Source organism: Anaerocolumna sp. AGMB13020 (assembly GCF_033100115.1).
Lineage (GTDB): Bacteria > Bacillota > Clostridia > Lachnospirales > Lachnospiraceae > Anaerocolumna.
Genome location: NZ_CP136910.1, coordinates 168,007 through 191,382 on the forward strand (window position 1 = coordinate 168,007; position 23,376 = coordinate 191,382).

The 23,376-nt window shown below is 37.7% G+C and carries 19 protein-coding genes; 17 read left to right on the plus strand and 2 right to left on the minus strand.

Annotated elements, in window-relative coordinates:
• The first annotated feature begins 8 nt into the window (after nt 1-8).
• From cysW to R2R35_RS00830, 10 genes are all read left to right on the plus strand, one after another.
• The gene (cysW, locus tag R2R35_RS00785) at nt 9-836 is read left to right on the plus strand and encodes a sulfate ABC transporter permease subunit CysW (RefSeq protein ID WP_317732598.1); all 828 of its coding nucleotides are present in this window, start codon (nt 9-11) and stop codon (nt 834-836) included.
• A gap of 1 nt (nt 837) precedes the next feature.
• Nucleotides 838-1,899 carry an ABC transporter ATP-binding protein gene (locus R2R35_RS00790; RefSeq protein ID WP_317732599.1) on the plus strand — a complete coding sequence of 354 codons (1,062 nt, stop codon included), beginning with the start codon at nt 838-840 and terminating at the stop codon, nt 1,897-1,899.
• 74 nt (nt 1,900-1,973) lie between these two features.
• Nucleotides 1,974-3,779, plus strand: a complete 1,806-nt coding sequence (locus R2R35_RS00795) for an adenylyl-sulfate reductase subunit alpha (protein WP_317732600.1) — start codon at nt 1,974-1,976, stop codon at nt 3,777-3,779.
• Nucleotides 3,760-4,074: an indolepyruvate ferredoxin oxidoreductase subunit alpha gene (locus tag R2R35_RS00800; RefSeq protein ID WP_317732601.1), complete on the plus strand. Its 315-nt coding sequence runs from the start codon at nt 3,760-3,762 to the stop codon at nt 4,072-4,074. Before R2R35_RS00795 ends, R2R35_RS00800 begins: the two co-directional genes overlap by 20 nt.
• Nucleotides 4,075-4,101: 27 nt before the next feature.
• The gene (gene cysD / locus R2R35_RS00805; RefSeq protein WP_317732602.1) at nt 4,102-5,001 is read left to right on the plus strand and encodes a sulfate adenylyltransferase subunit CysD; all 900 of its coding nucleotides are present in this window, start codon (nt 4,102-4,104) and stop codon (nt 4,999-5,001) included.
• Nucleotides 5,002-6,705 (plus strand): sulfate adenylyltransferase subunit 1, encoded by a 1,704-nt coding sequence (locus tag R2R35_RS00810; protein WP_317732603.1) that lies wholly within the window; start codon nt 5,002-5,004, stop codon nt 6,703-6,705.
• 532 nt (nt 6,706-7,237) lie between these two features.
• Complete coding sequence (locus tag R2R35_RS00815; protein WP_317732604.1) at nt 7,238-8,950, plus strand: M3 family oligoendopeptidase; 1,713 nt, start codon at nt 7,238-7,240, stop codon at nt 8,948-8,950.
• A gap of 311 nt (nt 8,951-9,261) precedes the next feature.
• Nucleotides 9,262-10,371, plus strand: a complete 1,110-nt coding sequence (locus R2R35_RS00820) for a hypothetical protein (protein WP_317732605.1) — start codon at nt 9,262-9,264, stop codon at nt 10,369-10,371.
• Between the two features lie 167 nt (nt 10,372-10,538).
• Entirely contained in the window at nt 10,539-11,333 is a 795-nt protein-coding gene (locus tag R2R35_RS00825; RefSeq protein ID WP_317732606.1) for a hypothetical protein, read from the plus strand.
• 116 nt (nt 11,334-11,449) lie between these two features.
• Nucleotides 11,450-12,439 carry an NADH:flavin oxidoreductase gene (locus R2R35_RS00830; RefSeq protein WP_317732607.1) on the plus strand — a complete coding sequence of 330 codons (990 nt, stop codon included), beginning with the start codon at nt 11,450-11,452 and terminating at the stop codon, nt 12,437-12,439.
• 102 nt (nt 12,440-12,541) lie between these two features.
• Here R2R35_RS00830 and R2R35_RS00835 read toward each other — a convergent pair whose 3' ends face one another.
• On the minus strand, nt 12,542-14,167 hold the full coding sequence (locus tag R2R35_RS00835) for a glycoside hydrolase family 43 protein (RefSeq protein ID WP_317732608.1): 1,626 nt from the start codon (nt 14,165-14,167) through the stop codon (nt 12,542-12,544).
• Nucleotides 14,168-14,907: 740 nt separating this feature from the next.
• Between R2R35_RS00835 and R2R35_RS00840 the strand changes: the two genes are divergently transcribed.
• The 3 genes from R2R35_RS00840 to R2R35_RS00850 all read left to right on the plus strand — a co-directional run bounded on the left by R2R35_RS00840 (nt 14,908) and on the right by R2R35_RS00850 (nt 17,588).
• On the plus strand, nt 14,908-15,744 hold the full coding sequence (locus tag R2R35_RS00840) for a transglutaminase domain-containing protein (RefSeq protein WP_317732609.1): 837 nt from the start codon (nt 14,908-14,910) through the stop codon (nt 15,742-15,744).
• Nucleotides 15,745-15,991: 247 nt separating this feature from the next.
• Complete coding sequence (locus tag R2R35_RS00845; RefSeq protein ID WP_317732610.1) at nt 15,992-17,260, plus strand: DNA polymerase Y family protein; 1,269 nt, start codon at nt 15,992-15,994, stop codon at nt 17,258-17,260.
• A gap of 13 nt (nt 17,261-17,273) precedes the next feature.
• Complete coding sequence (locus R2R35_RS00850) at nt 17,274-17,588, plus strand: thioredoxin family protein (RefSeq protein WP_317732611.1); 315 nt, start codon at nt 17,274-17,276, stop codon at nt 17,586-17,588.
• An 80-nt stretch (nt 17,589-17,668) separates the two neighbouring features.
• Here the strand turns inward: R2R35_RS00850 and R2R35_RS00855 are convergent, their stop codons facing one another.
• Entirely contained in the window at nt 17,669-18,958 is a 1,290-nt protein-coding gene (locus tag R2R35_RS00855; RefSeq protein WP_317732612.1) for a LysM peptidoglycan-binding domain-containing protein, read from the minus strand.
• Between the two features lie 327 nt (nt 18,959-19,285).
• Here R2R35_RS00855 and R2R35_RS00860 point away from each other — a divergent pair, with 327 nt between their 5' ends.
• From R2R35_RS00860 to R2R35_RS00875, 4 genes are all read left to right on the plus strand, one after another.
• The gene (locus tag R2R35_RS00860) at nt 19,286-20,155 is read left to right on the plus strand and encodes a hypothetical protein (RefSeq protein ID WP_317732613.1); all 870 of its coding nucleotides are present in this window, start codon (nt 19,286-19,288) and stop codon (nt 20,153-20,155) included.
• Between the two features lie 462 nt (nt 20,156-20,617).
• Nucleotides 20,618-21,169, plus strand: a complete 552-nt coding sequence (locus R2R35_RS00865) for a hypothetical protein (protein ID WP_317732614.1) — start codon at nt 20,618-20,620, stop codon at nt 21,167-21,169.
• 138 nt (nt 21,170-21,307) lie between these two features.
• The gene (locus R2R35_RS00870) at nt 21,308-21,691 is read left to right on the plus strand and encodes a VOC family protein (protein WP_317732615.1); all 384 of its coding nucleotides are present in this window, start codon (nt 21,308-21,310) and stop codon (nt 21,689-21,691) included.
• A 246-nt stretch (nt 21,692-21,937) separates the two neighbouring features.
• Nucleotides 21,938-22,903 (plus strand): helix-turn-helix transcriptional regulator, encoded by a 966-nt coding sequence (locus R2R35_RS00875; RefSeq protein WP_317732616.1) that lies wholly within the window; start codon nt 21,938-21,940, stop codon nt 22,901-22,903.
• Nucleotides 22,904-23,376 lie beyond the last annotated feature (473 nt).

Genomic DNA, 23,376 nt, shown 5'->3' on the forward strand with positions numbered 1-23,376 from the left:
CCGTCATAATGCAAAAAACGCAGCAGAAGGAATCAAAGTTCATACCGGTTTTTCTGATTACCATAAGTATTCTGTTCTTGTTTATTATGCTAATCATGCCCTTGGTGGTTGTAATTACGGAAGCTTTAAGAAATGGTATTGAAGTATATAAGAAAGCAGTATTTGATACCTATACCTTAAAAGCCCTTCTATTAACCCTGGAAGCTACTTTGGCTGCAGTGGCAGTAAATACAGTATTTGGTCTGTTTGCAGCCTGGACTGTAACAAAATATCAATTCAGGAAGAAGAAACTGCTGACAACTTTAATAGACATTCCCTTTGCCATTTCACCTATCATAGCAGGTCTGATATTTATTCTTACCTTTGGGCGAATCGGATGGACTCATGGCCTGCTGACATTACTGGATATCAAAATTGTCTTTGCAGTTCCTGGCGTTATCCTTGGTACCGTTTTCGTAACCTTTCCCTTTATATCAAGAGAGATCATACCCGTTCTCAATGCACAGGGTTCTGATCAGGAAGAAGCAGCAGCTATTATGGGGGCCGGAGCCTTTCGAATCTTTCGAAGGATTACTTTTCCTCAGATTAAATGGGCATTTCTATATGGAGTCGTATTATGTACCGCCAGAGCAATGGGAGAATTCGGCGCAGTATCTGTCTTATCGGGACATTTAAGGGGCAAGACGATAACCTTACCCCTGCAGGTGGAAATATTCTTCAGTGAGTTTAACTTTACCGCAGCTTTTGCTGTATCCTCAATGCTGGTAATTTTAGCTGTTATCCTATTAATTATCAGAAATATTCTGGAATATAAAATGAAAAAGGCTGGTGTCTGAAATGCATGTAGAAATGAAAAACATAAATAAAACCTTCGGAGATTTTAAAGCCTCCGATCATATCAGCTTCGGTATAGAAAAGGGGAAGCTTATCGGTTTACTAGGCCCCAGCGGAAGCGGAAAGACAACCATTCTTCGTATGCTGGCAGGTCTTGAATATCCGGACTCCGGCGATATCTTTATCAATGGCAGCCGTGTCAATGATCTGCCTGCCAGTAAAAGAGGGATTGGCTTTGTATTTCAAAATTATGCCTTATTTCGTTACATGACGGTATACGACAACATTGCCTTTGGTCTTGAAATCCAGAAGAAAAATAAAAAGGAAAGCAAGGAAAGGGTGGAGGAATTACTGTCACTCATCGGACTTGAGGGATTAGGTAACCGTTATCCACACCAGCTGTCTGGCGGACAGAAGCAAAGAGTTGCATTTGCAAGGGCTCTGGCTCCTAATCCTCAGCTGCTTTTATTAGATGAACCTTTTGCAGCCATTGATGCCAAGGTTAGGCAGGAACTAAGAAGCTGGCTGAAAGAAACTATCAATAAGGTTGGTATAACAAGTATCTTTGTTACCCATGACCAGGATGAAGCCATCGAAGTAGCTGATGAAATCATAATAACGAACAAAGGAAGAATTGAACAAAAAGGTTCTCCTCTGGATATTTATCGTAATCCTGAATCTCTCTTTGTTGCAGAGTTTGTAGGTCAGTCATCACTCTTAGAGGATTACAGCAGACTCATCGGCTTTAAAGGAGCACAGAGTGGTTCAAAAGCCATAATCCGACCGGAATTTATAAAAGTCAGCAGAAAAGAAGAAGCTCTTCTCTATCCGAATTCCGTAGAAGCCGGGATTGTTGAGAAAGTTTCCTTTCGTGGAAGCTATTCAGAAATAAAGATAAGAGTGAAAGATTATCAGCTCACCGCCACCAGATCTTTAGAGGAAGTTCCATTAAGTACAGGGGAAGAGGTGAATGTACTGATTTACCGTTTGTTTACCTTTGGTGAGCAAGGCAATCTGGTTTTGGAAAATAAAGCAATAGAAGATAAGAATCCTATCTATATATAACATTTTTCTATTTCATGTTTTGATTAAATCTTAGCGGGATTGATGGACTTTGATAAATATTCACGGAGGATTTCATGGGAAAAAAATTAAAGCTAAAACAGCTTACTACAGATATATTGATAATTGGCGGAGGAACTGCAGGCTGTTATGCAGCTCTTACCGTCAGGGAACATTCCGATGCCGCCGTTCTTATAGCGGAAAAAGCTAATATTAAACGCAGCGGATGTCTGGCAGCTGGTGTAAATGCAATCAATGCTTATATTGTGAAAGGCAGAACACCGGAAGACTATGTAGAGTATGCTAAAAAAGATGCAGACCATATTGTTAGGGAAGATCTCCTGCTTACCATGTCCCAGGGGCTTAACCGGGTTACTAAGAAGCTGGAGGACCTTGGACTTATCATACTAAAGGATGAGCAGGGGGAATATGTAGCCAGAGGTAATCGTAACATAAAAATAAACGGGGAAAATATCAAACCAATTCTGGCAGATGCCGTTAGCAGCTTGGAAGATGTTAAAATATTAAACCGGGTAAATGTTACGGATTATATTATAAAGGATAACCGGATACTTGGAGCTTTTGCCTTTAGTATAGAGGAGGAAATACTCTATGAAATAAGAGCAGATAAGGTCATTTGTGCAACTGGTGGTGCCGCAGGATTATATCGGCCTAATAATCCCGGATTCTCCAGACATAAGATGTGGTATCCCCCCTTTAATACAGGCGCCGGATATGCCATGGGAATACGTGCCGGAGCAGAGATGACTACCTTTGAAATGAGATTCATTGCCTTAAGATGTAAGGATACCATTGCTCCTACAGGCACCATCGCACAAGGTGTAGGTGCCAGTCAGGTGAATTCTTTCGGTGAGGTCTATGAAACCAAATACGGAATTACGACCTCTGAACGTGTATACGGTACAGTGAAGGAAACGCTTGAAGGCAGAGGTCCCTGTTATCTTAGAACGGAAGGCATCACCGCCTTGCAGGATGAAGAACTCAAAAAAGCTTACCTGAACATGGCCCCCAGTCAAACCTTAAAGTGGATTGAGGCCGGAAAGAACCCCAGTCAGCAAAATGTAGAAATTGAAGGTACCGAACCTTATATTGTCGGCGGGCACACGGCCAGTGGGTATTGGGTGGATACAAAGCGACGCACTACCATAAAAGGCTTATACGCAGCAGGAGATGTGGCCGGTGGATGTCCCCAGAAATATGTAACCGGTGCTTTGGTTGAAGGAGAGATTGCCGCTCTGGCCGCACTTGAAGATAGAAAGCAAGAAGATAAGGAGAAAAAATCTACTGCATACAAAGCAGAAAATCAAACTCCGGCAGCGGAACAGGTTACATGGAATGAGACAACTAAGACCTGCTCTTCACCTAATATCCAGGATATAGATGAAACCTCGGAAGAACTTCGCCTTGCAAGCAAGAAACTTCAGGAATTGGAAGCTATCTTAAATTATAAGAATCCGGTCTTTGCAATAGAGCAATTAGAGGAAGCCATGCAAAAAGTAATGGATACTTATGCAGGCGGCATATCAAATAACTATCAGTTCAATGAGAAACAGCTTACGATTGCAGATGAGAAAATAGACCAGCTGATTAAACTTAGCAGTCATATCCGTGCAGAGGATATGCATGAATTAATGTTTGTCTATGAATTAAAGGAGCGGCTGGTGCTTGCAAAATCCGTTATAGCTCACTTGAATGCAAGAAAAGAAACCAGATGGCACAGTTTTGCAGAGAATCTGGATTATCCTGATAAGAAGGATGAATGGTTGAAATATGTGAACTCCAGAGTAGTTGATGGGGAACTGAAAATAATTTACAGAGATTTAGTAGGACGGGGGGAAATATATGAGCATAGCAATTCGTAAGGAGAGCTGCACCGGCTGCAGAAAATGTATGCAGGTATGTCCCGGAAGTCTGATTAAACTGACAGAGGATAAAAAAGCCTATATCAAATATCCAAAAGACTGCTGGGGATGTTCCTCCTGCTTAAAGGAATGTAGCTTCGGAGTTATATCCTTTTATTTGGGGGCAGACATCGGAGGTATGGGCAGTAAGTTGATTACCGGCATGGAAGGAGATATCGTCCACTGGCAAATCGAGAAGACAGACGGTGAAATAACTGTTATTGATATAAACCGTAAAGCTTCCAACCAATATTAAGGAAAAGAGAAACAGGAGGAAATACTGATGAGTGAATTAACACATCTTGATGAGCTAGAGGCTGAAGCAATCTTTTGTATAAGAGAAGTTGCAGCAGAATGTGAGAAACCGGTTATGTTATATTCCATCGGCAAAGACAGTTCGGTAATGCTGCATCTTGCCATGAAAGCATTTTATCCGGAGAAGCCCCCGTTTCCTTTTATGCATATCGATACCACCTGGAAGTTCAGGGAAATGACAGAGTTTCGCGATCGTAAAGCGAAGGAGCTGGGGATTGAAATGATCGTTCACAGTAATCAGGAGGGGATTGACCAGGGCATCAATCCCTTTGACCATGGCTCTGCTTACACGGATATCATGAAGACACAGGCTTTAAAACAGGGTTTGAAGAAGTACGGCTTTACGGCTGCTTTTGGCGGCGGTCGCCGTGACGAAGAAAAGTCCCGTGCAAAGGAAAGAATCTTTTCTTTCCGTAATGAAGCACAGGCCTGGGATCCCAAGAATCAGCGCCCTGAAATGTGGAAGCTCTATAACACTAAGATCAACAAAGGTGAGAGTATGCGCGTTTTCCCTATATCCAACTGGACAGAAAAAGATATCTGGCAGTACATACAGCGTGAAAATATTGATATCGTATCTCTTTATTATGCCAAGGAACGCCCCATAGTCTATCGCGATGGCAATATAATTATGGTAGACGATGACCGTTTAAAGCTATTGCCGGGAGAGCAGGTGGAATACAAAACCGTACGTTTTCGTACTCTTGGGTGCTATCCCTTAACCGGTGGTTGTGAATCAACAGCGGTTACACTGGATGAAATCATAGATGAAACCTTGAGTGCCGTGTCCTCAGAAAGAACTAGCAGAGTTATAGACAATGAGGCAGCCGGCAGCATGGAGAGAAGAAAAAGGGAGGGATATTTCTAGATGAAGGGCTTATTAAAGTTTATTACCTGTGGAAGTGTGGATGATGGAAAATCTACCCTTATCGGACATATATTATATGATTCAAAGCTCTTATATACGGATCAGGAAAAAGCACTGGAATTAGATTCCAAGGTTGGCAGCAGGGAAGGTGCAATTGATTATTCGCTCCTTTTAGACGGGTTGATGGCGGAAAGGGAACAGGGCATTACCATTGATGTAGCCTATCGTTACTTTACCACCGACAATCGTAGCTTCATCGTTGCAGATACCCCCGGTCATGAGGAATATACCCGAAATATGGCTGTTGGTGCTTCTTTTGCTGATTTATCGATTATTTTAGTGGATGCGAAGCAGGGTGTCCTTGTACAGACCAGAAGACATGCCAGAATCTGTTCCTTAATGGGGATCAGGCATTTCGTATTTGCTGTAAACAAGATGGATTTAATTGGTTACAGCAAAGAACGTTTTGAGGCAATTGCAGCTGAAATAAAGCAATTATCCTCTGAACTATCACTTGAGAATGTTAAGATAATTCCTATTTCTGCCACGGAGGGAGATAATCTTACCAGAAACTCAGAGAATATAACCTGGTATACAGAAGAACCCCTGCTTACCTATCTTGAAAATGCAGACACCATAAATTCAGCCGAAGAAGATGGCTTTTACATGCCTGTTCAGAGAGTGTGCAGACCTAATCACACCTTTCGTGGCTTTCAGGGGCAGATTGAAGCCGGCACCATTCAGGTAGGTGACGAGCTGATTACGCTCCCAAGCAATGAAAAAGCTATTGTTAAGAGCATTCATATTACGGACAGGGAAGCTGATCAGGCATTCAAAGGTCAGCCAGTCACCATTCAGCTAAATAAAGAAGTAGATGTATCAAGAGGCTGTGTATTAACAAAAAATGCAGGTCTGACCACCAGCAAAACCCTGACTGCTACCCTTTTGTGGATGGACGATGCAGAACTTACACCAGATAAGGATTACTTTGTTAAAATCGGCACCAAATTAATACCTGGTGTAGTTACCAGTATCCGTTATAAGATAGATGTCAATTCCGGTGAGCATCAGCCTGCCGCCCAGTTAAAGAAAAATGAGATTGCAGTATGCGACATCGTACTCGCAGAGAAAATTGTTGCCGATAGATTCCATGCCCATAAAACCTTGGGGGAACTCATATTAATAGACCGCATTACAAATATGACCTCTGCCTGTGGTGTAATTGAAGAGCTTCACAAGGAAAGCAGCTTACTTGAGGACAGTGCGACTTTTATATCTGAGAATATAAAAGCAAGAGGTGATATCTTTGAGGAATTCTATTATAACCTGGAAAGCCTTAACATATCAAAGCTAAAACCTGAAAACAAGCTATACACCTTGGGAGATGTAATACCGGTGAAAGGTGAAAGCTATCATTATCCTGAAAATTTTGATATCCTTGTTCTTCGAGACTGGACTGCTATAAAGATCAGAGACTCTAAGATAGAGGAGATTAATTCCATCGACAACTTTCAATTTTCAGGTGTCCCTCTAATAAACGGCAGAGGTTTCTCCATTCAGGCAGCAACAGCAGAAGAAACCGAACGCTTCTTAAAGGAATATAAGGATACAGAAGGGAAAAACGAACTGGAATTTACCAAAAAGTGGATTGTCTTTGAAACCTATCGAAGTATTGTCTTTAATAGTAATTTCTGGTTTATTTAATACCTGTCGTATGACGGATTCATTAATAAACAGGTATTAGTATGAACTATAGGGAGTAGCATATTATATCAGCAAATATAATAGATTCATAGATAACCGGTGCTGTATTATAGTAAGAGAACCAATAAAATTCACTTACTATAACACAGCATCGGTTATTTCTTATCTTTAAACATTTCTTATCTTATTCAGAAACAATCATTCCCTGGCATATGCCAATCCTAAGTGAATGCACCTCTTCTCGTCTGATATGCTCCAATAGAAGGATAAACGGTATTATACCTCAAAGCCGTTGATAATTTCTTTTTCGTTAAGTGCAATAAGGAAAATCAAATTGAGAGGTGGAATGCAATAAATGGAATTATATGGTTTTCCAGGTGTAGACGGAGCAGGTAAATCAACTACTATCAAAAATATTCTTAAAACCTGGTGTTTATTGCCAAGTTATGCTTGTATGTCTGAATTGCAATTGGTATTATTATAAAGAGATACATTCATATACTAAATCAATAAATACAGACAGGAGATAACGATGGATAAGTTTACATTTTCAACATTACAATACGAAAGACCGGACTTTGATAAATTTGAACAGGAATTGAACAAGTTGACAGAACAGGTTAAAAATGCTGTTTCGTATACGGAGGTTCAAGAAGCTATTCAGAAACTAGAAGAAATAAATGCACCTGTAGATACAATGAAAACGATTGCTTTTATTCGTAATACCCTTGATACTACAGATGTGTTTTACGAGAAGGAAGTTGAATTTATTGATGAGAGAACGGCTGAGCTTGGCACAGCTCAAACCGGACTTTTTAAAGCTCTTATTGCAAGCAGCTTTGCAGAGGATATTAACAGGGAATATGGGAAAGAGCTCTTAACCGCACTTCAAAGAAGTGTAGATCAGTTCAAAGATGAGATTATACCTTTCTTACAAAAAGAAGGGAAACTTACCCAGCAATATCAAAAGCTCATGGCAACCGCCAAGATTCCTTTTGAAGGCCAGACCTTGAATCTGTATGGGGTACAGAAATATTTTGAAAATCCAGACAGAAATTTAAGAAAGGCTGCTTTTAAGGCTTACTCTGACTTCTATCATAGCAACGAAGAAGAGATGGAAGATATCTTTAGTCAGCTGATACAAATCAGAAATGAAATGGGAAAAGCCCTGGGTTATGAGAATTTCATTCCCTTAGGCTATAAAAAGCAGGAACGCAGTGATTACGGTGTAAAGGAAGTTGCGGCTTTCCGCGAGCAGGTAAGAAAGGAAATCGTACCTCTTTGTACGAAACTCTATGAAGCACAGAGAAAACGTATTGGCGTAGAAGAGCTTAAAGTCTTCGATGAGAAATTCATCTTCCCTGACGGGAACGCAGAACCCATTGGTGATGACGATTATCTGGTAAAGGAAGCACAGAAGATGTATCATGAACTCAGTCCCGAGACTGCTGAATTTATTGACTTTATGATAGATCATGAGTTAATGGATCTTAAGAATAAACCAGGCAAAGCATCTACCGGTTATATGACTACTCTTCCTTCCTATAAAGCTCCTTATGTATTTTCCTGCTTTAACCATACTATTTTCGACATGCAGGTATTAACCCATGAGTTAGGGCATGCATTTGCTGGTTATGAAGCTATGAGGGAGCAAAAAACCTTCCTCTATCATATGGGTGGTACAGATATTGCAGAGATTCATTCTATGTCCATGGAGCAGTTCTCCTATCCTTACGCAGAGCAATTCTTTGGAGCCGGAGCGGATAAATTCCGATTTGCACATCTGCAGGAAGCAATGACTTTTGTACCCTTTGGTGTAGCTGTGGATGAGTTCCAGCATATTGTCTACGAGCATCCGGAGCTTACACCCAAGGAAAGAACAATGGAATGGCACAAGTTAGAGGAGAAATACATGCCATGGCGTAAATATGAGAATGATGAGTTTATGGAAAGAGGCGGTTTCTGGTATCATAAACTGCATATTTTCCTGTATCCTTTCTATTACATCAATTATACGCTTACAACAATGGGTGCTATGGAATTCAAGAAACGTTATCTTGAGAATAAAGAGCAGGCCTGGAAGGATTATCTGAATCTCTGCAAAGCAGGTTCCAGCAAGAGTTATCTGGAATTGTTAAAGGTGGCTAATCTTTCAGTTCCTTTTGAAGAGGGCAGTGTAGCCAGGGCTATTTCCAGTGCAAAGGAAATCTTGTTAAACGAGATTGAGAAAATGGAAACAAGGTAGAAACTATAAAATAAAAAACACAAAGCGGCACTATTAGATAAAAGGTAGAAACTATAAAATACAAAGCAGCACTATTATAACAAAGCAATAATTATTTTAAAAAGTAGCTAAGGATAGAAATAGCAAGAAGCAATATATTTATCTATTCTTCCATCAGAACAATGCCTGTTAAATATAGGCATTGTTCGTTCTATGATGATGTTTTTAGAACCAGGTAAAAGAAGATCAATGTTTTCCTGTTAAAGGGTTACTTTGGATTTTCAATTTCATACAAAAGGAATTTTGGGAATATCTATGGAGTGGTGTTTCATATGAAAAAGAGAGTGTACATAGGAATAATAATTATTCTGTCAATTGCTATTGCAGGCTTTGGTCCAGTATATAAGAACATAAATAAAAGTATAAAATACAAACTGGCTTTTACTAAAATTGAAGAAAAGAAATATCCGCAAGCAATTGGTATTTTAAGAAAACTAAATAACTATAAAGAATCTAAGGATATCATCCATCAATTGCAGTATGTCATAAATGGATCTTACATAGCTAATGGTATATGGGCTGCTGCTGCAATAACGCCGGATGGAAAAGTAAGAATAGCTTATAATGGCAATGATAAAGAATACGCTTCATCCGATTCGTGGCAGAATATAAAAGCTCTCTCTTTTCACGGAGGCGATTCTCTGGAGGGGCTTACAGAAGAAGGAAAAATAATTACAACCAGTACGACAACTGCTGAAAATTTGCGAAAGTCTGCTGCAGTCTCAACAAGTGCGATGGCAGACATTGTGACTGCTGTTGCCTCCTGGAAAGATATCACTGCTTTTCAGACTTTTTATCCTCAGTCTGCCGTTGCTCTTGATAAGGAGGGATTCGTATATGCTGCGTATCCTTTTTTTAACAATGGACTGGACAAGTTAAATGGCTGGTCTAATATAACTGCAATAGCAGATGGCAGAAGCTATGTGGCAGGCTTAAGAGCAGACGGAAGTGTACTGGTTGATAATTATAATTATTACGGCTCCTTGGATACGTCAGACTGGCAGGATATTGTTGCACTCTCAGCCTCCACCTCCCTAATAGGGTTAAAAGATGACGGCACTGTAATTGCTACAGGTCTAAACAATTATGGGGAAGGCAATGTAGAAGACTGGAAAGACATTATAGCCATATCAACCAGCAGGTTCTGTACGCTTGGATTAAAAAGAGATGGAACCGTTGTTGCAGTTGGTAACAATCCCTATGGTGCAATGGATATTAATGAATGGTCGGATATTGTAGCAATACAGGCAGGAGATTATTTTTCTATTGGTTTAAGAGCAGATGGCTCCATGGTATTAGCTGGAGACAGCAGAGAATCGGGAAAAGAATCCCCGGAGGTGTCAAGTATGAAGAATTTATATGTGCCTTTCATTGATAAATAAGAATAGCTTTCCTCCTTAAAAAGGCAATTTTTAATACCGTAATATAGTGTGTTTGAGCAAGCCACAAAGTTGTTCCGAACAGATCCGAAGCACGCCGCACCGCAAGCATCGCTGGGCAGGGAAGCCCAGAGTTATATCATTTAGAATTTTAAATAAGGAAAAATAGTATGAAAAATATATTTATTGAAGGAATTCCTGGCAGCGGGAAGAGTACCTTACTAGGGAAGCTTCAGGAAAAATTGCCTGAGTATAAGTTCTATCGGGAAGGAGAGATATCACCTGTTGACTTGGCATGGTGTTCTTACCTGTCAATAACCCAATATAAGAAATTGCAGGAAGATTGGCCTCAATTTAGAAATATAATAGATATAAATTCCGTCCAAGAAGAGGGTTATTATATCATTCCTTATACTAGATTGCATGGAGATAATCATGCGTTTTATCGTTACATGGAGAAGTATGAAATATATGGCGGCCGAAGAAGTATCGATGAGTTTAAAGGTATTGTTAAAAAAAGATACCGCAATTTTAAAGGGACAGGGAATATTTTTGAATGTGCCTTTTTCCAAAATATAATTGAAGAGTTGATGTTATATGCTGAGTACTGTGATGATAAAATTTTAGATTTTTACCAGGAACTGGTATCGGATATTAACACGGATGATTTACTAATAATACGATTTATCTGTGATGACATCATAGAAAGCCTTGAACATATTCGAAAAGAGCGTACTAATAATCAGGGTGATGAAGTATGGTATACTCTCATGCTGGGCTATTTAAAGCAATCACCCTATGGAAAGTCTCATGGTATGAATAATTTTGAAGATGTCATAAGCCATTTTAATAGAAGAATAAAATTGGAAAATAGAATTTTAAATGAGTTACTGCCGTACAAATTTATTGATTTGAAGAGCAAGGATTATCAACTGGATGAAATTCTCACTTTTCTGAGCAAGTAAATACACCATACATAAAAGTGCATACTGTTTAAAATGACGCTCTTGTGGTACATTTATCTAGGAGGGTTAATTTATCCTTACTACTTATTGACATTATTTGAACTGGAGGATATAAAATGTTACATATCAGTCAACCACTAACAATGAAAGGGATATCCCTGGGTAATCGATTGGTAATGCCGCCAATGGCTTCAGCCAAATCTGATAATGGAGCAGTAAGCCAGGAATTGTGCGCCTATTACGATGAAAAATCACAGGATGGCCAATTTGGTCTGATTATTACGGAGCATGCATATATAAGTTCAGAAGGAAAAGCAAGTCTTGGACAACTTTCTATAGCAGATGAGTCTTGTATTAAGGGACTTAGTCAACTTGTTTCGATTATTCATAATAATGGTACAAAAGTGATTGCTCAGATCAATCATGCCGGATGCCAGACCTCTTCAGAAATAACCGGTAAAGCAACGGTAAGAGCCAGTACCATTCGTTTATCTGAAAAATTTGATATACCACATGAATTAAGTAAGGATGATATTAAAAACATTGTTAAGGACTTTACAAACTCCGCAATGTATGCAAAAGAAGCTGGTTTTGATGGTGTTGAAATTCATTCAGCACATGGATATCTACTGAACCAATTCTATTCACCTCTGACGAATAAGAGAAAGGATGAGTATAACGGTTCTACTTTAGAAGGAAGAGTCCGTTTTCATCTGGAAATCATAGAATCCATTCGTAAAAATGTAGGAGATGAGTTTATCATTGCCTTACGTTTAGGTGCCTGCGATTACATGGAGGGCGGAAGCACAAAGGCAGATAGTGTGAAAGCTGCTGTTATGTTTGAAACAGCCGGGATAGATCTTCTGGATATCAGTGGCGGTTTCTGTGGTTTCATAAACCCTCAAATAAAAGAACAGGGGTATTTTGCAGAACTAACAAAACCCATTAAAGATGCAGTATCTATACCGGTTATATTAACAGGTGGTATTGTAGAGGGAGCAGTTGCAGAAGAACTGCTTGCTACCGGACAGGCAGACTTAATTGGAGTTGGAAGAGCTATACTCAAAGATTCACTTTGGGCAAAAAAAGCTATTAATACGAAATAAAATATTATAAAAGCAGCCGTGATCAAAAAATAACACAAGAGCAGAATGAATAATGTCACTTTAAGCAAATTAACATTCTGTTCTTGCGTTAATATTAAATAATTATTTCTTACTTCCCCAGACACACACATTTTCGCCTAAGGCTGTAAAAGTCATAACGATTCTATGTTTATTTTCCGTTGCCTGTTTAATAAATTTTCCTCTATATTCAACCCCATCAATGATAATTGACATATCGGCGGTTCCTTCTTTATAACGCCAGGTTCCTGTTAAATCTCCGGAAACTGAACCGTCCTCTTTTAGTGAAATATTCTTATTCTCTGCAATTCCTGCTACAATAGAACCGTAATCATGATAAAAGGTATTGGGCGTGTGCACTATGAACTCATAGCTTCCAGTCATTTCTTCTTTCGAATAGCCGCTTTCGGCCAGTGTTTCGCCAGAATATTCATAAGGTGCTGCAATCAGCCAGTTATCTTCATTTATAAAAAGCTGCTGAACACGAACTTGATGTGCTTCTTTTATTCCATTTTTACCACCTGCAAAACGAGTATGGTACACTAATAAGATTTTGCCATCATCATCCGTAAAGACTGAATTATGTCCTTGTGCAACGTGGGTATCATAATTACCTGAAAGCTGATAGCTGCCCATTAATCTGATGCCAATTTTGGAAGTAAGATTGTTCATATTCCTTTTATATACAGCTGATTCACCGTTCTGATCCACATATGGACCGGTAATATCTTTAGAACGGAACACTCTTATCTGATAACCATCTTCAGCGCTCAGCCCGCCATAGGATACAAAAAGATAATAATAATCCCCGGCTTTTAATATGTAAGGACCTTCACCGGATACCGCATTTCCACCTGCTATTTTATAACCATAATACTCATCTGATACATTCTTTTCCGTGGCATAGGTATAGGTATAATCTCTTAATCCGGTTTCGGCATCTAATTTAAGCATATAGATTCCCCCAAACCAGGAACCGAAACTCATCCAAAGATTTCCTTCGTCATCATATCTCAGATTAGGATCGATAGCATTAATTTTCGTGTCATTTATTGATTGATATCTGGATAGGTCTGCCTTGTTTCCTAAAACCTTGTAGACATCCGTTTTTTCAACGGGATGTGAGGTGGTGTTAAAACCGGAATAAACAACTGCTCCTGCATACTCATAAGGACCTTCTATTTTATCCGCTGTCAAAAGAGCGATAACGGAGTTCCAGTCATCACCATTAACACTCATATAGAGGCAGTATTTTTTCATGGTTTCATTGTATATCACATCGGGTGCCCATAAATTACCATTTAAATTCGGATTGGAATCCGTTCTGCAGTAGTCTTTCCAAAGATCACCCAATAACTTATTGTAATCTGAATTAATATTGTTCTTATAAGTTGACCAGTGCATTAAATCATCACTTTTAGCCCATGCCATATGAGAACCAAATATATAATAGCTGCCATCTGTTTTAATAACAGAAGGATCATGAACAGATACTCTGGTATAAGTGACATCAGCTATCTCTGCCGGTTCCAATGCTTCGGCAATTTCAGTGGGTGCAGGCGTTGCTGTAGTTTGAGTCTCCGTTGTGACCGGTTGCTGTGGTTCTTGCGTAACTGCCTCATTCCCATTGTCTTTGTTCTTGCAGCCACTTAACAGCAGAACAGAAGTAAATATAGAAATAATGCTAAATCTTATAAGTTCCTTTCTCATAGCCTTCTCCTTTGGCGTAAATTTACAAATAAAAACAGTAACAAGATACTGGGTGCAAATACGAATCAACAGATTATTAGCAATATTTTGTAAATCCAAATTATTATGTAATATTTTGATTATGTAATATGTATCCTTGAAATTTGATTGATATACTATAATATAAAATAATTTAAACTAGAATATATCTGTATAGTATCTCTTGTTGTCTGTTATATATTTTATTATAGAATAACATGGGAAAAGGTATATTTCAATGTATTTATTCGTTTTATTTATATTGAACTAAAATAGTTTATTTATAAATAAATATTAGTTTTATCAGATTAACAGAACAAATATTCAGTACAAAAGTCCGGACTCAAAGCCTTTTATGAATCCATACTCAAGGGAGTTTTCAAATGGACTGCCTGATAAACTGAAACCGTTTTAGAGCCAAAAATGTACTCCTGGTATAGTACCCAAGGTGGCAGAGTCTGTGGCAAAAGTCTGGTCTGGCAGAGATTAAAATATGCAGGGAAAATACATCGTTATATTACTATCAAAATTATGGTTATGAAAAATCAATAAAATTACGAAATATAAGTAGAAGCTTAAATCCTTTTGAACTGATCATTGTTTTGAACTGATCATTGCCGTTTAAAAAATACATTACAACACGTTAGATGCTATGATCACAGAATATTTATGAATACAACAAGCTGCAGCTTTGAGAAAAGCAACTAGCAAGGGAGGCAATTATGTCAAAGAAAATTTTACTGGTAATCATTTGCATTTTTATAATGCTCCCCCCCGTAACGGCTGATGCCCAAACCTATACATCACAAGATCAAGTTTACCGTATTATCAGAAAGAATCTGCTGGCTCATAAGGAGCAGTTTTCGATTGAGATGAATATTGAGGTAATGAATAAAATTGGTAAAAATACAGATCTGCTGAATAAAGCGGCTGCAATAGACGATAAAAGTACTTCCAAGGATGGCGATTACCTTCGATTTTCAGTAAGCCAATGGACTTCTCATTGGCAGTGGTACACCAATGGTAAGACTGCCCTGCTGAATTTCAGTACAACATACAGGACAACCTTAAAGCAGGAGAAAGAACTGGATGCAGAGATTAAACGAGTGATTAAAGCCCTGAAACTCACTGATAAAAGTGACGATACAAAGGTTAAAAAAATACATGATTACATTATTAATAAGACGGCTTATGATGAATCCCTGGATAACCATACTGCTTACAATGTCTTAATCGACCAAACAGCCGTATGTGATGGTTATTCTCTTGCAGCCTATCGTTTATTAACTGATGCCGGTATAGAAAACAGGATCATAACCGGTATGGCAAATGGCGGCTCTCATTCCTGGAATATAGTTAAAATTAATAAAAAGTGGTATAATCTGGACTTGACCTGGGATGATCCTATCACGAATACTGGTGAACAGATATTAACTTATGACTATTTTCTGAAGAATGACAGAGACTTTAAGAATCACAAAAGAGATGCAAAGTATCGAACAAGTGCTTTTATAAAGAAATATCCTATAGCCAAGGAAAGTTATAAGCTGGCTAATTAACTACGAACCTATATTTATGATTATTTACCCCCTTTTCAATAAGGAATCAAAGTAGCTGTTAAGTGTTCAGGTAACTAACTGTGTTTTAATTATATAAAAAAGGAGTGTAAAGATAACTTCCGCACCCCCTTAGTCCTGCAAGCGGGAATTTACTCTTTCCCTTTACTTGTTACAGATATTACCGCTTTACACAAGAACATTTGTTTGTTATAGTATATCCAAACATATGTTCTTAGCGGAGGCACAAATGGAAAAAATAATATTTCATATAGATGTGAATTCAGCATTTTTAAGCTGGGAAGCAGTGTATCGTATAAATCGTTTAGGCAGCAGGGAAGATTTAAGAGAGCAGATATCTGCGGTAGGGGGAGATATAAGTAAAAGACATGGTATTATACTGGCAAAATCCATTTCTGCCAAAGCCTATGGGATTAAAACAGGCGAGAGCATCTTAGAAGCTTTACAGAAATGTCCTGAGCTTATCCTTGTTCCGCCCAACTATAATTTGTATGAAAGTTCATCGGCTGCTTTTATCAAGATACTGCGCAGGTATTCACCTGATATTGAACAATATTCAATAGATGAAGCTTTTGTTGATATGACCGGCACAATGGGATTATGGGGAGCTCCTCTTGAAATTGCTCACTATATAAAGGACCAAATCAGAAGAGAACTTGGCTTTACTGTTAACATCGGTATTTCAAATAATAAAATACTGGCTAAAATGGCTTCAGACTTTAAGAAGCCGGATAAAGTGCATACCCTTTTTCCTGAGGAAATCAAAGATAAAATGTGGCCTTTGCCGGTATCAGAGCTTTTCTTTGTAGGAAGAGCAACCAGCAGGAAGTTATTTAACCTTGGCATTAAGACGATAGGCGAATTGGCAAATACAGATCCCGGTATATTAAAAAGTCATATGAAGAAACACGGCGAAGTGATTTGGGCTTTTGCAAATGGAATCGATCTGTCAGGAGTTCAATCCACCCCTCCGGTCAATAAAGGTTATGGAAACAGTACAACGATACCGCATGATGTTACCAAAGCGGAGGATGCGAAGCTGGTTCTCCTTGCTCTGGCGGAAACTGTATCAGCCAGGTTAAGAAAAGATAATGTGAAAGCAGAAGTTATCTCAGTTGGAATAAAAGATTACAACTTTAATTACGGTTCCCATCAAACGGTTTTAATGACTGCAACAAATATAACCAAAGAAATTCACAAAATTACCTGTATGCTTTTTGATGAGCTATGGGATGGTACACCCATAAGGCATCTTGGTATTCATACCTCCAGAATCAAAGATTATAACACCGGAAGGCAATTGTGTATCTTTGATGCGGAAGATTATGAGAAGCTTGAGTACGCAGATTTAATGGTTGATACTCTGAGGAAAAGATATGGAATTGATACTGTACAAAGAGCCGTGTTCCTTCAAAGTCCCATTGATCATATGTCAGGAGGAATAACCAGGGAGAAAAGAACCGTGGACTACAGTAAATTAAAAATCAGTAATAATTAAGGAGTTCAGCTATATGTCATGTTTTGGTATAGGTATAAATAATAACGCTCCGGATGAGGGGAATATTAAAGGAACCAGGATAGAAATTGCCTGTGCCTGCTGGTTCACAAGCAAAGGAATGACTACCCCTTTTATGATAAAATACATGGATGTGAATGGTGAAATACAAAGTATCAGAAATATCAGGGTCAATTATATGGAAAACAAAAATTATTCAGGGTTGTCTTCATTAGAATACGACTGTACCATAATGAATCAGGACACCATTATGTATGTGAAATTAATCTATTTTAAAGAGGATAACAAGTGGGTTATGGTTATTAAATAATGTGATTATTGTACTAACGCTACTATTTATTATACATTTAAACCATTTGCAAAAGAGCATGTATATTTGGACTACATAGGTTAATCGATTATAGTTTCAATATCATATTGTGAATTAATGACCAGCCACAACTGTGTAAAATACGTCATGATATTCCAGATTGAGATACCAGGGAAATTATTTATAATTACAAGGTCTAATAATGCATCGATAGTTCTTGCATCAACAAACCATACAACATATTTTCTGGGAATTTCTACACCAAGATAGTATTCGAAATGAGGATTTTGTGATATTTCATCAAATTGTATTTTGGAGCCTGTAGTCAATGCCAGCTCAATTGCAGCATCATAGGTTATAGCATTGGCTCTTGTGATACCGATTAAATATGGAAGCAGCCATGAATAGCCAATTACCGGCAGCCCAATATTCATCTTATCCCGGGGGATTAAAGTTATTAAATAATCTATAAATAGCTGTAACGTACTTATAGAGGCAACAGGGGTTGGCGGTCCAAAATAATACCCCCAATTATAGTTCATAATAACCATCTGAGTTGCCTCTTTCGCAATCTCTGAATAATCAATTCTTTCAAATGCTATTACGTTATTTTCTATATCCGTTACCGGTGAAATGGAAATAAAAACTGCATATCCTTCACTATTCAAACTTTCTGCCATTATCTTGGCAAATCTATTATAGATTCCTACAATATCACCTGTTATGTATGATAGTATAAAGCTTACACCATAAAAGCCTTTTCTTTTCAGTACGGCCAAAATATTTGCGGCATATCTTTTTACATTTTCCTCGCTAAAAAGAATATGGTAAACGTCTTCTTCACTTCCAACACCTTCAAAGGATAAAGAAGATATCAGCATCAAAGGAGCTACTTTATAGGCTCTTGTTAGCTGTAATATCTCTTCATCATCAGGTTCAATTACATCAGCATTTCTTGTAAGCCTATACCCGAAGATAGTCAGAAAAGTAAGAAAGGGTAAGGTTTTTCTTAATACAGCCATATCAATAAATGGATTGGCATAACCGTTAGTGGTTATCTTTCCTTTTTTATCGCCGTAACGAATAACCAAAGTTTCACCTGGATATAAAAATTCTCTGTCAGACAGGAAAGGGTTATTTCTTAATAATTCTATAATAGATGTATTATTTACAGAGGCAATCCCAGCCAGTGTATCTCCCTCTTGAACGATATAGGTAACTTGGGGATACACAATAACGATACATTGTCCTTCAATCAGGTTATTTGGATTTTGTATTCCATTATTAATTATTAAACTGTCTATAGGGATACCGTAACTTTCGGCTATAGACGTAAGAGTATCACCCAATTGTACGACATGTATAATCATACTTGTTTCTCCATAAAAATTACTATTTAATTATATGATGGAATATCGGCGATATTATTAAACTCCACAGCCTTTCAGAAATATTTTGTTTAGAACCAGAGGAAAATTACTTTCTTCATAAATTTTGACAGTTATAGAAAAGATTCTTTCGTGCAAACAGACATAGTTATTTCCTTCCGAATCTTATTGGCTGTTATACCTGACAGTATATTTATAAATTCCATGGGATAAATAGAGTCGTATTTGTAATATTATCCAGTAAATGGTATAGTTAAGCTAAGCCTTATTCTACTATATTGCCTATGTAAATAAATGGGGGATTTCTTAATGGAAATAAATCAAAGTATTATTACACAAGAGCTGCAAAAACTAATCAAGCGAGGGTTTGCTAATACAGAAACATATTCTGTAAAAATCAGAGATATTGTTATCAATAAATCAGATAATAGCAAGATAATACAAAATAGTATTGCAGAGGCAGCAGAGCTGTGCTATCACGATGTATTGAGTGATATTGATCTTACCATATTAGTAAAAATATCCCCTTATGATACAATTTCACCTGCTACATATCAAAAGATACTGTTAAAGTACGGAATCACCAAAAGCAACTATTTGGGTCTTGATTATGTAAAGGAGCACCAATTATACCGAATAATTTTAAGAAATGGCATGCGTTACGATTTGGGCTTTGAATTAATACAAGATGATGCAGTAGCTGTGATTACTCAGAAAGGAGCGTCCGCTGATACTTTTGAAGAAGATAATAGTAAGGATTTTCTTTTAGAAACTGCTGATAGATTTTGGTTTGTACAGATTCAGGCTTTGGCAAAGCTCTATCGTGACGATTATCTTATTGCTGACCATTTAGCAAACATGAATATCAATGAAACTCTGGTTCTGCAAATGATGTTAAGGGATAAAGAGTACAAAACGAATATTCATCGGTATGGGTACCGAGATACCTTGCAATACCTCCAAGATCAGGAGAACAAATGCCCTTATTGTAAATATGATGAAGTATTTAGCAAAATTGCAGAGAAGCTTTATCAGGCCTCTATTGCTTTTGACCAGTTGGCAATACAAATGAATCCGAATTACCTGCTGAGAAAAGAGTGTTATTTTGAAATCTGGAAGTGTTATGATAGAGCCATGCTTCGAAAAACGAATGAAATAAATAACGAATATTGCAAGTAACTAAGCGGCAATCACTATTATAGAGATTTGGTTTATGCAGTCGGGTTAAATAGGTCGTACAGAAATGTACAATTAGCTAATAAATTATATGGAGATAAGATCGATGAAAGATTCTTTTTCTGAGGTAAAAATATTTCAGGTCAAACCAGACAAATTAGGTGAATTCGAAGACCTTATAACTAAAATAGCGGATGAACAGAAACAACAGGTTGGTTCATCCTATATTTAAGGATATTCCACAACGGAAACGAACATTTGTTTGACTTTGTTTTGCAAATTTAGTATTATTGTAAATGTAATACATTATATGGATACGTTGACAGTATCAGGGATGTTTAATTCTTCCTGTTTTATGTTATTTAATTACAAAAAGTTCAAATTGTATTTGTCTGTACAAGGGAGTACGATAGACCACTGCGACGTCCATAGATGCAGATTTGGAAAGAAGAAGGAGTTTGTTAAATGAAAACTATGTTAAAAGCAATGCAAATGCAGAAAAACGGAATTTCCAAGGATATATTGCCTTTGTTTGAGCATATTGTTCAAACATATAAGGGCGAGGAATGCGAGGGGAAATTCATAAAAGCAATGGAAGAACATCTCACAAAGGAGCAGCGTTTCCGGTTGTTTGAGCATAACGGAAGCTGCAACGGTACTGGATATGACAAAGAACGTAAGGCTTTTGCACTTGAACACGCAGAAAAACCTCTTGCCGAAAGGCTGGAACTATTTAAGAAAACCTTTGGCAGAGCAGCAGTCTTGAATGATGATGGTACAATCACAGTTAATTTTGCCTGTAGCCATGGATATTACAAGCATGCGCCAAAAGGAAAGTTTAAATATCCGGCATCTGTCGAAACATATTTTGAAAGATGCGCTGGCGGACGATTATATGAATATCAAAAAGCATTGGGAATACAGATGAAGATAAAGTCAGTTGATGTGTCCCCTCTTAATGAAAATGTTGTAAACCCTGTTGTATTTACCTTCGAGGTAGTTGATCACACAAAATAGAAAAAGAGTTTAATTTTGTCTTATTTAATGGTACATTTAACACAGTCTGTGTTTGACAATGATTCTACCTATTGAGTTTATATAATCTTAAAACTTATATAAAGTAAAATATGTTTGGTTTATAAGGAGATATTATTTATGGAAAAAATTCTGCATTCAATACTCGCGGTGTTTCCTACACCGAATATCGAAAGAACTGCAAAGTATTATAACGAAGTAATGGGTTTTCGAATTGTAAGCTATTTAGATGTAAAAGAGCCCCACATCTGTCTTTACCGTGATAACGTGGAAATAGTATTGACCAAAGCAAACAAGGAAAAAGTTCACACGAACAGGGAACTATACGGTTATGGGGAAGATTCTTATTTTATTACAGACAATCAAGAAGCATTACAAGAGGAATTTATAAATAAAGGAGCAAAAATTGTTCGCCCGCTGCATTTGACAGATTATAATAATATGGAATTTGTATTAGAGGATATAGACGGGCGGTGGATTGCTTTTGGAATGAAGCAAAAATAATACAACCTATACATAATTAGTAGCTTGGGGTTTAATAAGCGAATGAATTCTTTATAAATGGGAGTTTGCGAGGGAATGAGATGTAGTACGCAATTGATCTACACCATTGAATTAGATCGTTAAATTCAAATTTATCCGGATTACCTTACCAAAATAAATAGGATAAGATGAGCAAGTAAAATCAAGCGGTCATCGTTCTGTTTCTTTATAATAAAAGCAGAGTAGTTGAAACGAGGTGAAAGCCAAATGTACGAATGGCACAAGCAGATTCAAATAATTGTTGATGAGATTGACGAGTGTATCAGGCATCATTACAATGAAGCGCTGACACTGCGGTTTCTTTCCCGCAAACTGAGTTATTCTGAATTTCATACTACCAGAAAATTTAAGGAAATATCGGGTATGCAGTTTCGGGATTATCTGCGGCATAGAAAATTGGCCTTTGCGCTCAAAGAAGTGAGAGACAGTGAAAAGAGTCTTTTGGATCTTGCTTTTGATTATGGATTTTCATCCCACGAGGCTTTTACAAGAGCTTTCAAGGGGATTTATGGTGTGACACCAAGTGAATACCGTAAAAACCCTGAGCCTGTTATTCTTCGTACAAAAATTAGCCCTTTCGACCGCTACTTTTATGGATTTGGAGAGATTGGTATGATGAAATCGAAGGATGATGTAAAAATTTACTTTGTAACCATTCCAGCACATAAGTTCCTTCATATAAGGAACTATGAAAGCAATGGATATTGGGACTTTTGGCAAAAGCAAAGTCTAATTCCAGGACAGGACTGCGAAACTATCTGCGGCTTACTGGATAGCATCAAGGGGAAACTGGATGACAATGGAGGAACAGAAGTTAACAGCAGCAGCGGCCAGATTATGGCATACATCAATAACCCGGAGGGCAGACTCTGCAATTGGGGTATTCCAAGGATAGAGTGTTATGGTGTACGACTTCCCGCTGATTATCAAGGTGAGGTACCACAACAAATGCTTTTGATTGATATTCCCGAAGCCGATTATATTGTCTTTGAACATGGACCGTTCAATTACGAGCAGGAAAATCGCAGTGTGGAGGAAAAGATAGAGACGGCTATGTCAACTTTTGACTTTGCAGGCACGGATTATTGTTTTGATACTTCCCCCGGGAGAATTATTTACATGTATCACGATCCAGAACGTTTTTTTAAGTATATCAGACCGGTAAAGAAATAACTAGATTGTGAATATAAGTTTGATGCGAAGCAGATTTATTTATTATTAATGAATCTTAGACAAATCCCTATCAATAAGAACAAAAATAGCCTTTTATGATAAATTAATAAATCATAGAAGGCTATTTTAGGTTCATAAGCCTATAAAAAAGAAGGAAACGACATTATGAGAAACAGTTTTGCAGCAGGCCCTTCATCAAGGATCTTGTCGTTCAACAAGTTATATTTATTGTACTTTGCCTGGAGACTAAAGCCAATCTATTCCTTCCAGTATTACTGGTTGATCAAGGAATTCATATTTATTAATTTATAAATAAATTTTCTTTGAAAATTGGTGAAATTTACTACTAAGGAAACTGTTTGTATGGTATCATAATACTGTAGCAACTCCTTTCAGGCAGATGGTTGATTGCTTCCCGACAATACAATTTTTCCATAAACCAGTGAGGAGTTTTGTTTTATAATAAAGAAACA

Bases quoted from the DNA above. Each gene is read 5' to 3' on its own strand.
- cysW (WP_317732598.1), top strand. From the start codon at position 9: ATGCAAAAAACGCAGCAGAAGGAATCAAAGTTCATACCGGTTTTTCTG.
- R2R35_RS00790 (WP_317732599.1), top strand. From the start codon at position 838: ATGCATGTAGAAATGAAAAACATAAATAAAACCTTCGGAGATTTTAAA.
- R2R35_RS00795 (WP_317732600.1), top strand. From the start codon at position 1,974: ATGGGAAAAAAATTAAAGCTAAAACAGCTTACTACAGATATATTGATA.
- R2R35_RS00800 (WP_317732601.1), top strand. From the start codon at position 3,760: ATGAGCATAGCAATTCGTAAGGAGAGCTGCACCGGCTGCAGAAAATGT.
- cysD (WP_317732602.1), top strand. From the start codon at position 4,102: ATGAGTGAATTAACACATCTTGATGAGCTAGAGGCTGAAGCAATCTTT.
- R2R35_RS00810 (WP_317732603.1), top strand. From the start codon at position 5,002: ATGAAGGGCTTATTAAAGTTTATTACCTGTGGAAGTGTGGATGATGGA.
- R2R35_RS00815 (WP_317732604.1), top strand. From the start codon at position 7,238: ATGGATAAGTTTACATTTTCAACATTACAATACGAAAGACCGGACTTT.
- R2R35_RS00820 (WP_317732605.1), top strand. From the start codon at position 9,262: ATGAAAAAGAGAGTGTACATAGGAATAATAATTATTCTGTCAATTGCT.
- R2R35_RS00825 (WP_317732606.1), top strand. From the start codon at position 10,539: ATGAAAAATATATTTATTGAAGGAATTCCTGGCAGCGGGAAGAGTACC.
- R2R35_RS00830 (WP_317732607.1), top strand. From the start codon at position 11,450: ATGTTACATATCAGTCAACCACTAACAATGAAAGGGATATCCCTGGGT.
- R2R35_RS00835 (WP_317732608.1), bottom strand. From the start codon at position 14,167: ATGAGAAAGGAACTTATAAGATTTAGCATTATTTCTATATTTACTTCT.
- R2R35_RS00840 (WP_317732609.1), top strand. From the start codon at position 14,908: ATGTCAAAGAAAATTTTACTGGTAATCATTTGCATTTTTATAATGCTC.
- R2R35_RS00845 (WP_317732610.1), top strand. From the start codon at position 15,992: ATGGAAAAAATAATATTTCATATAGATGTGAATTCAGCATTTTTAAGC.
- R2R35_RS00850 (WP_317732611.1), top strand. From the start codon at position 17,274: ATGTCATGTTTTGGTATAGGTATAAATAATAACGCTCCGGATGAGGGG.
- R2R35_RS00855 (WP_317732612.1), bottom strand. From the start codon at position 18,958: ATGATTATACATGTCGTACAATTGGGTGATACTCTTACGTCTATAGCC.
- R2R35_RS00860 (WP_317732613.1), top strand. From the start codon at position 19,286: ATGGAAATAAATCAAAGTATTATTACACAAGAGCTGCAAAAACTAATC.
- R2R35_RS00865 (WP_317732614.1), top strand. From the start codon at position 20,618: ATGAAAACTATGTTAAAAGCAATGCAAATGCAGAAAAACGGAATTTCC.
- R2R35_RS00870 (WP_317732615.1), top strand. From the start codon at position 21,308: ATGGAAAAAATTCTGCATTCAATACTCGCGGTGTTTCCTACACCGAAT.
- R2R35_RS00875 (WP_317732616.1), top strand. From the start codon at position 21,938: ATGTACGAATGGCACAAGCAGATTCAAATAATTGTTGATGAGATTGAC.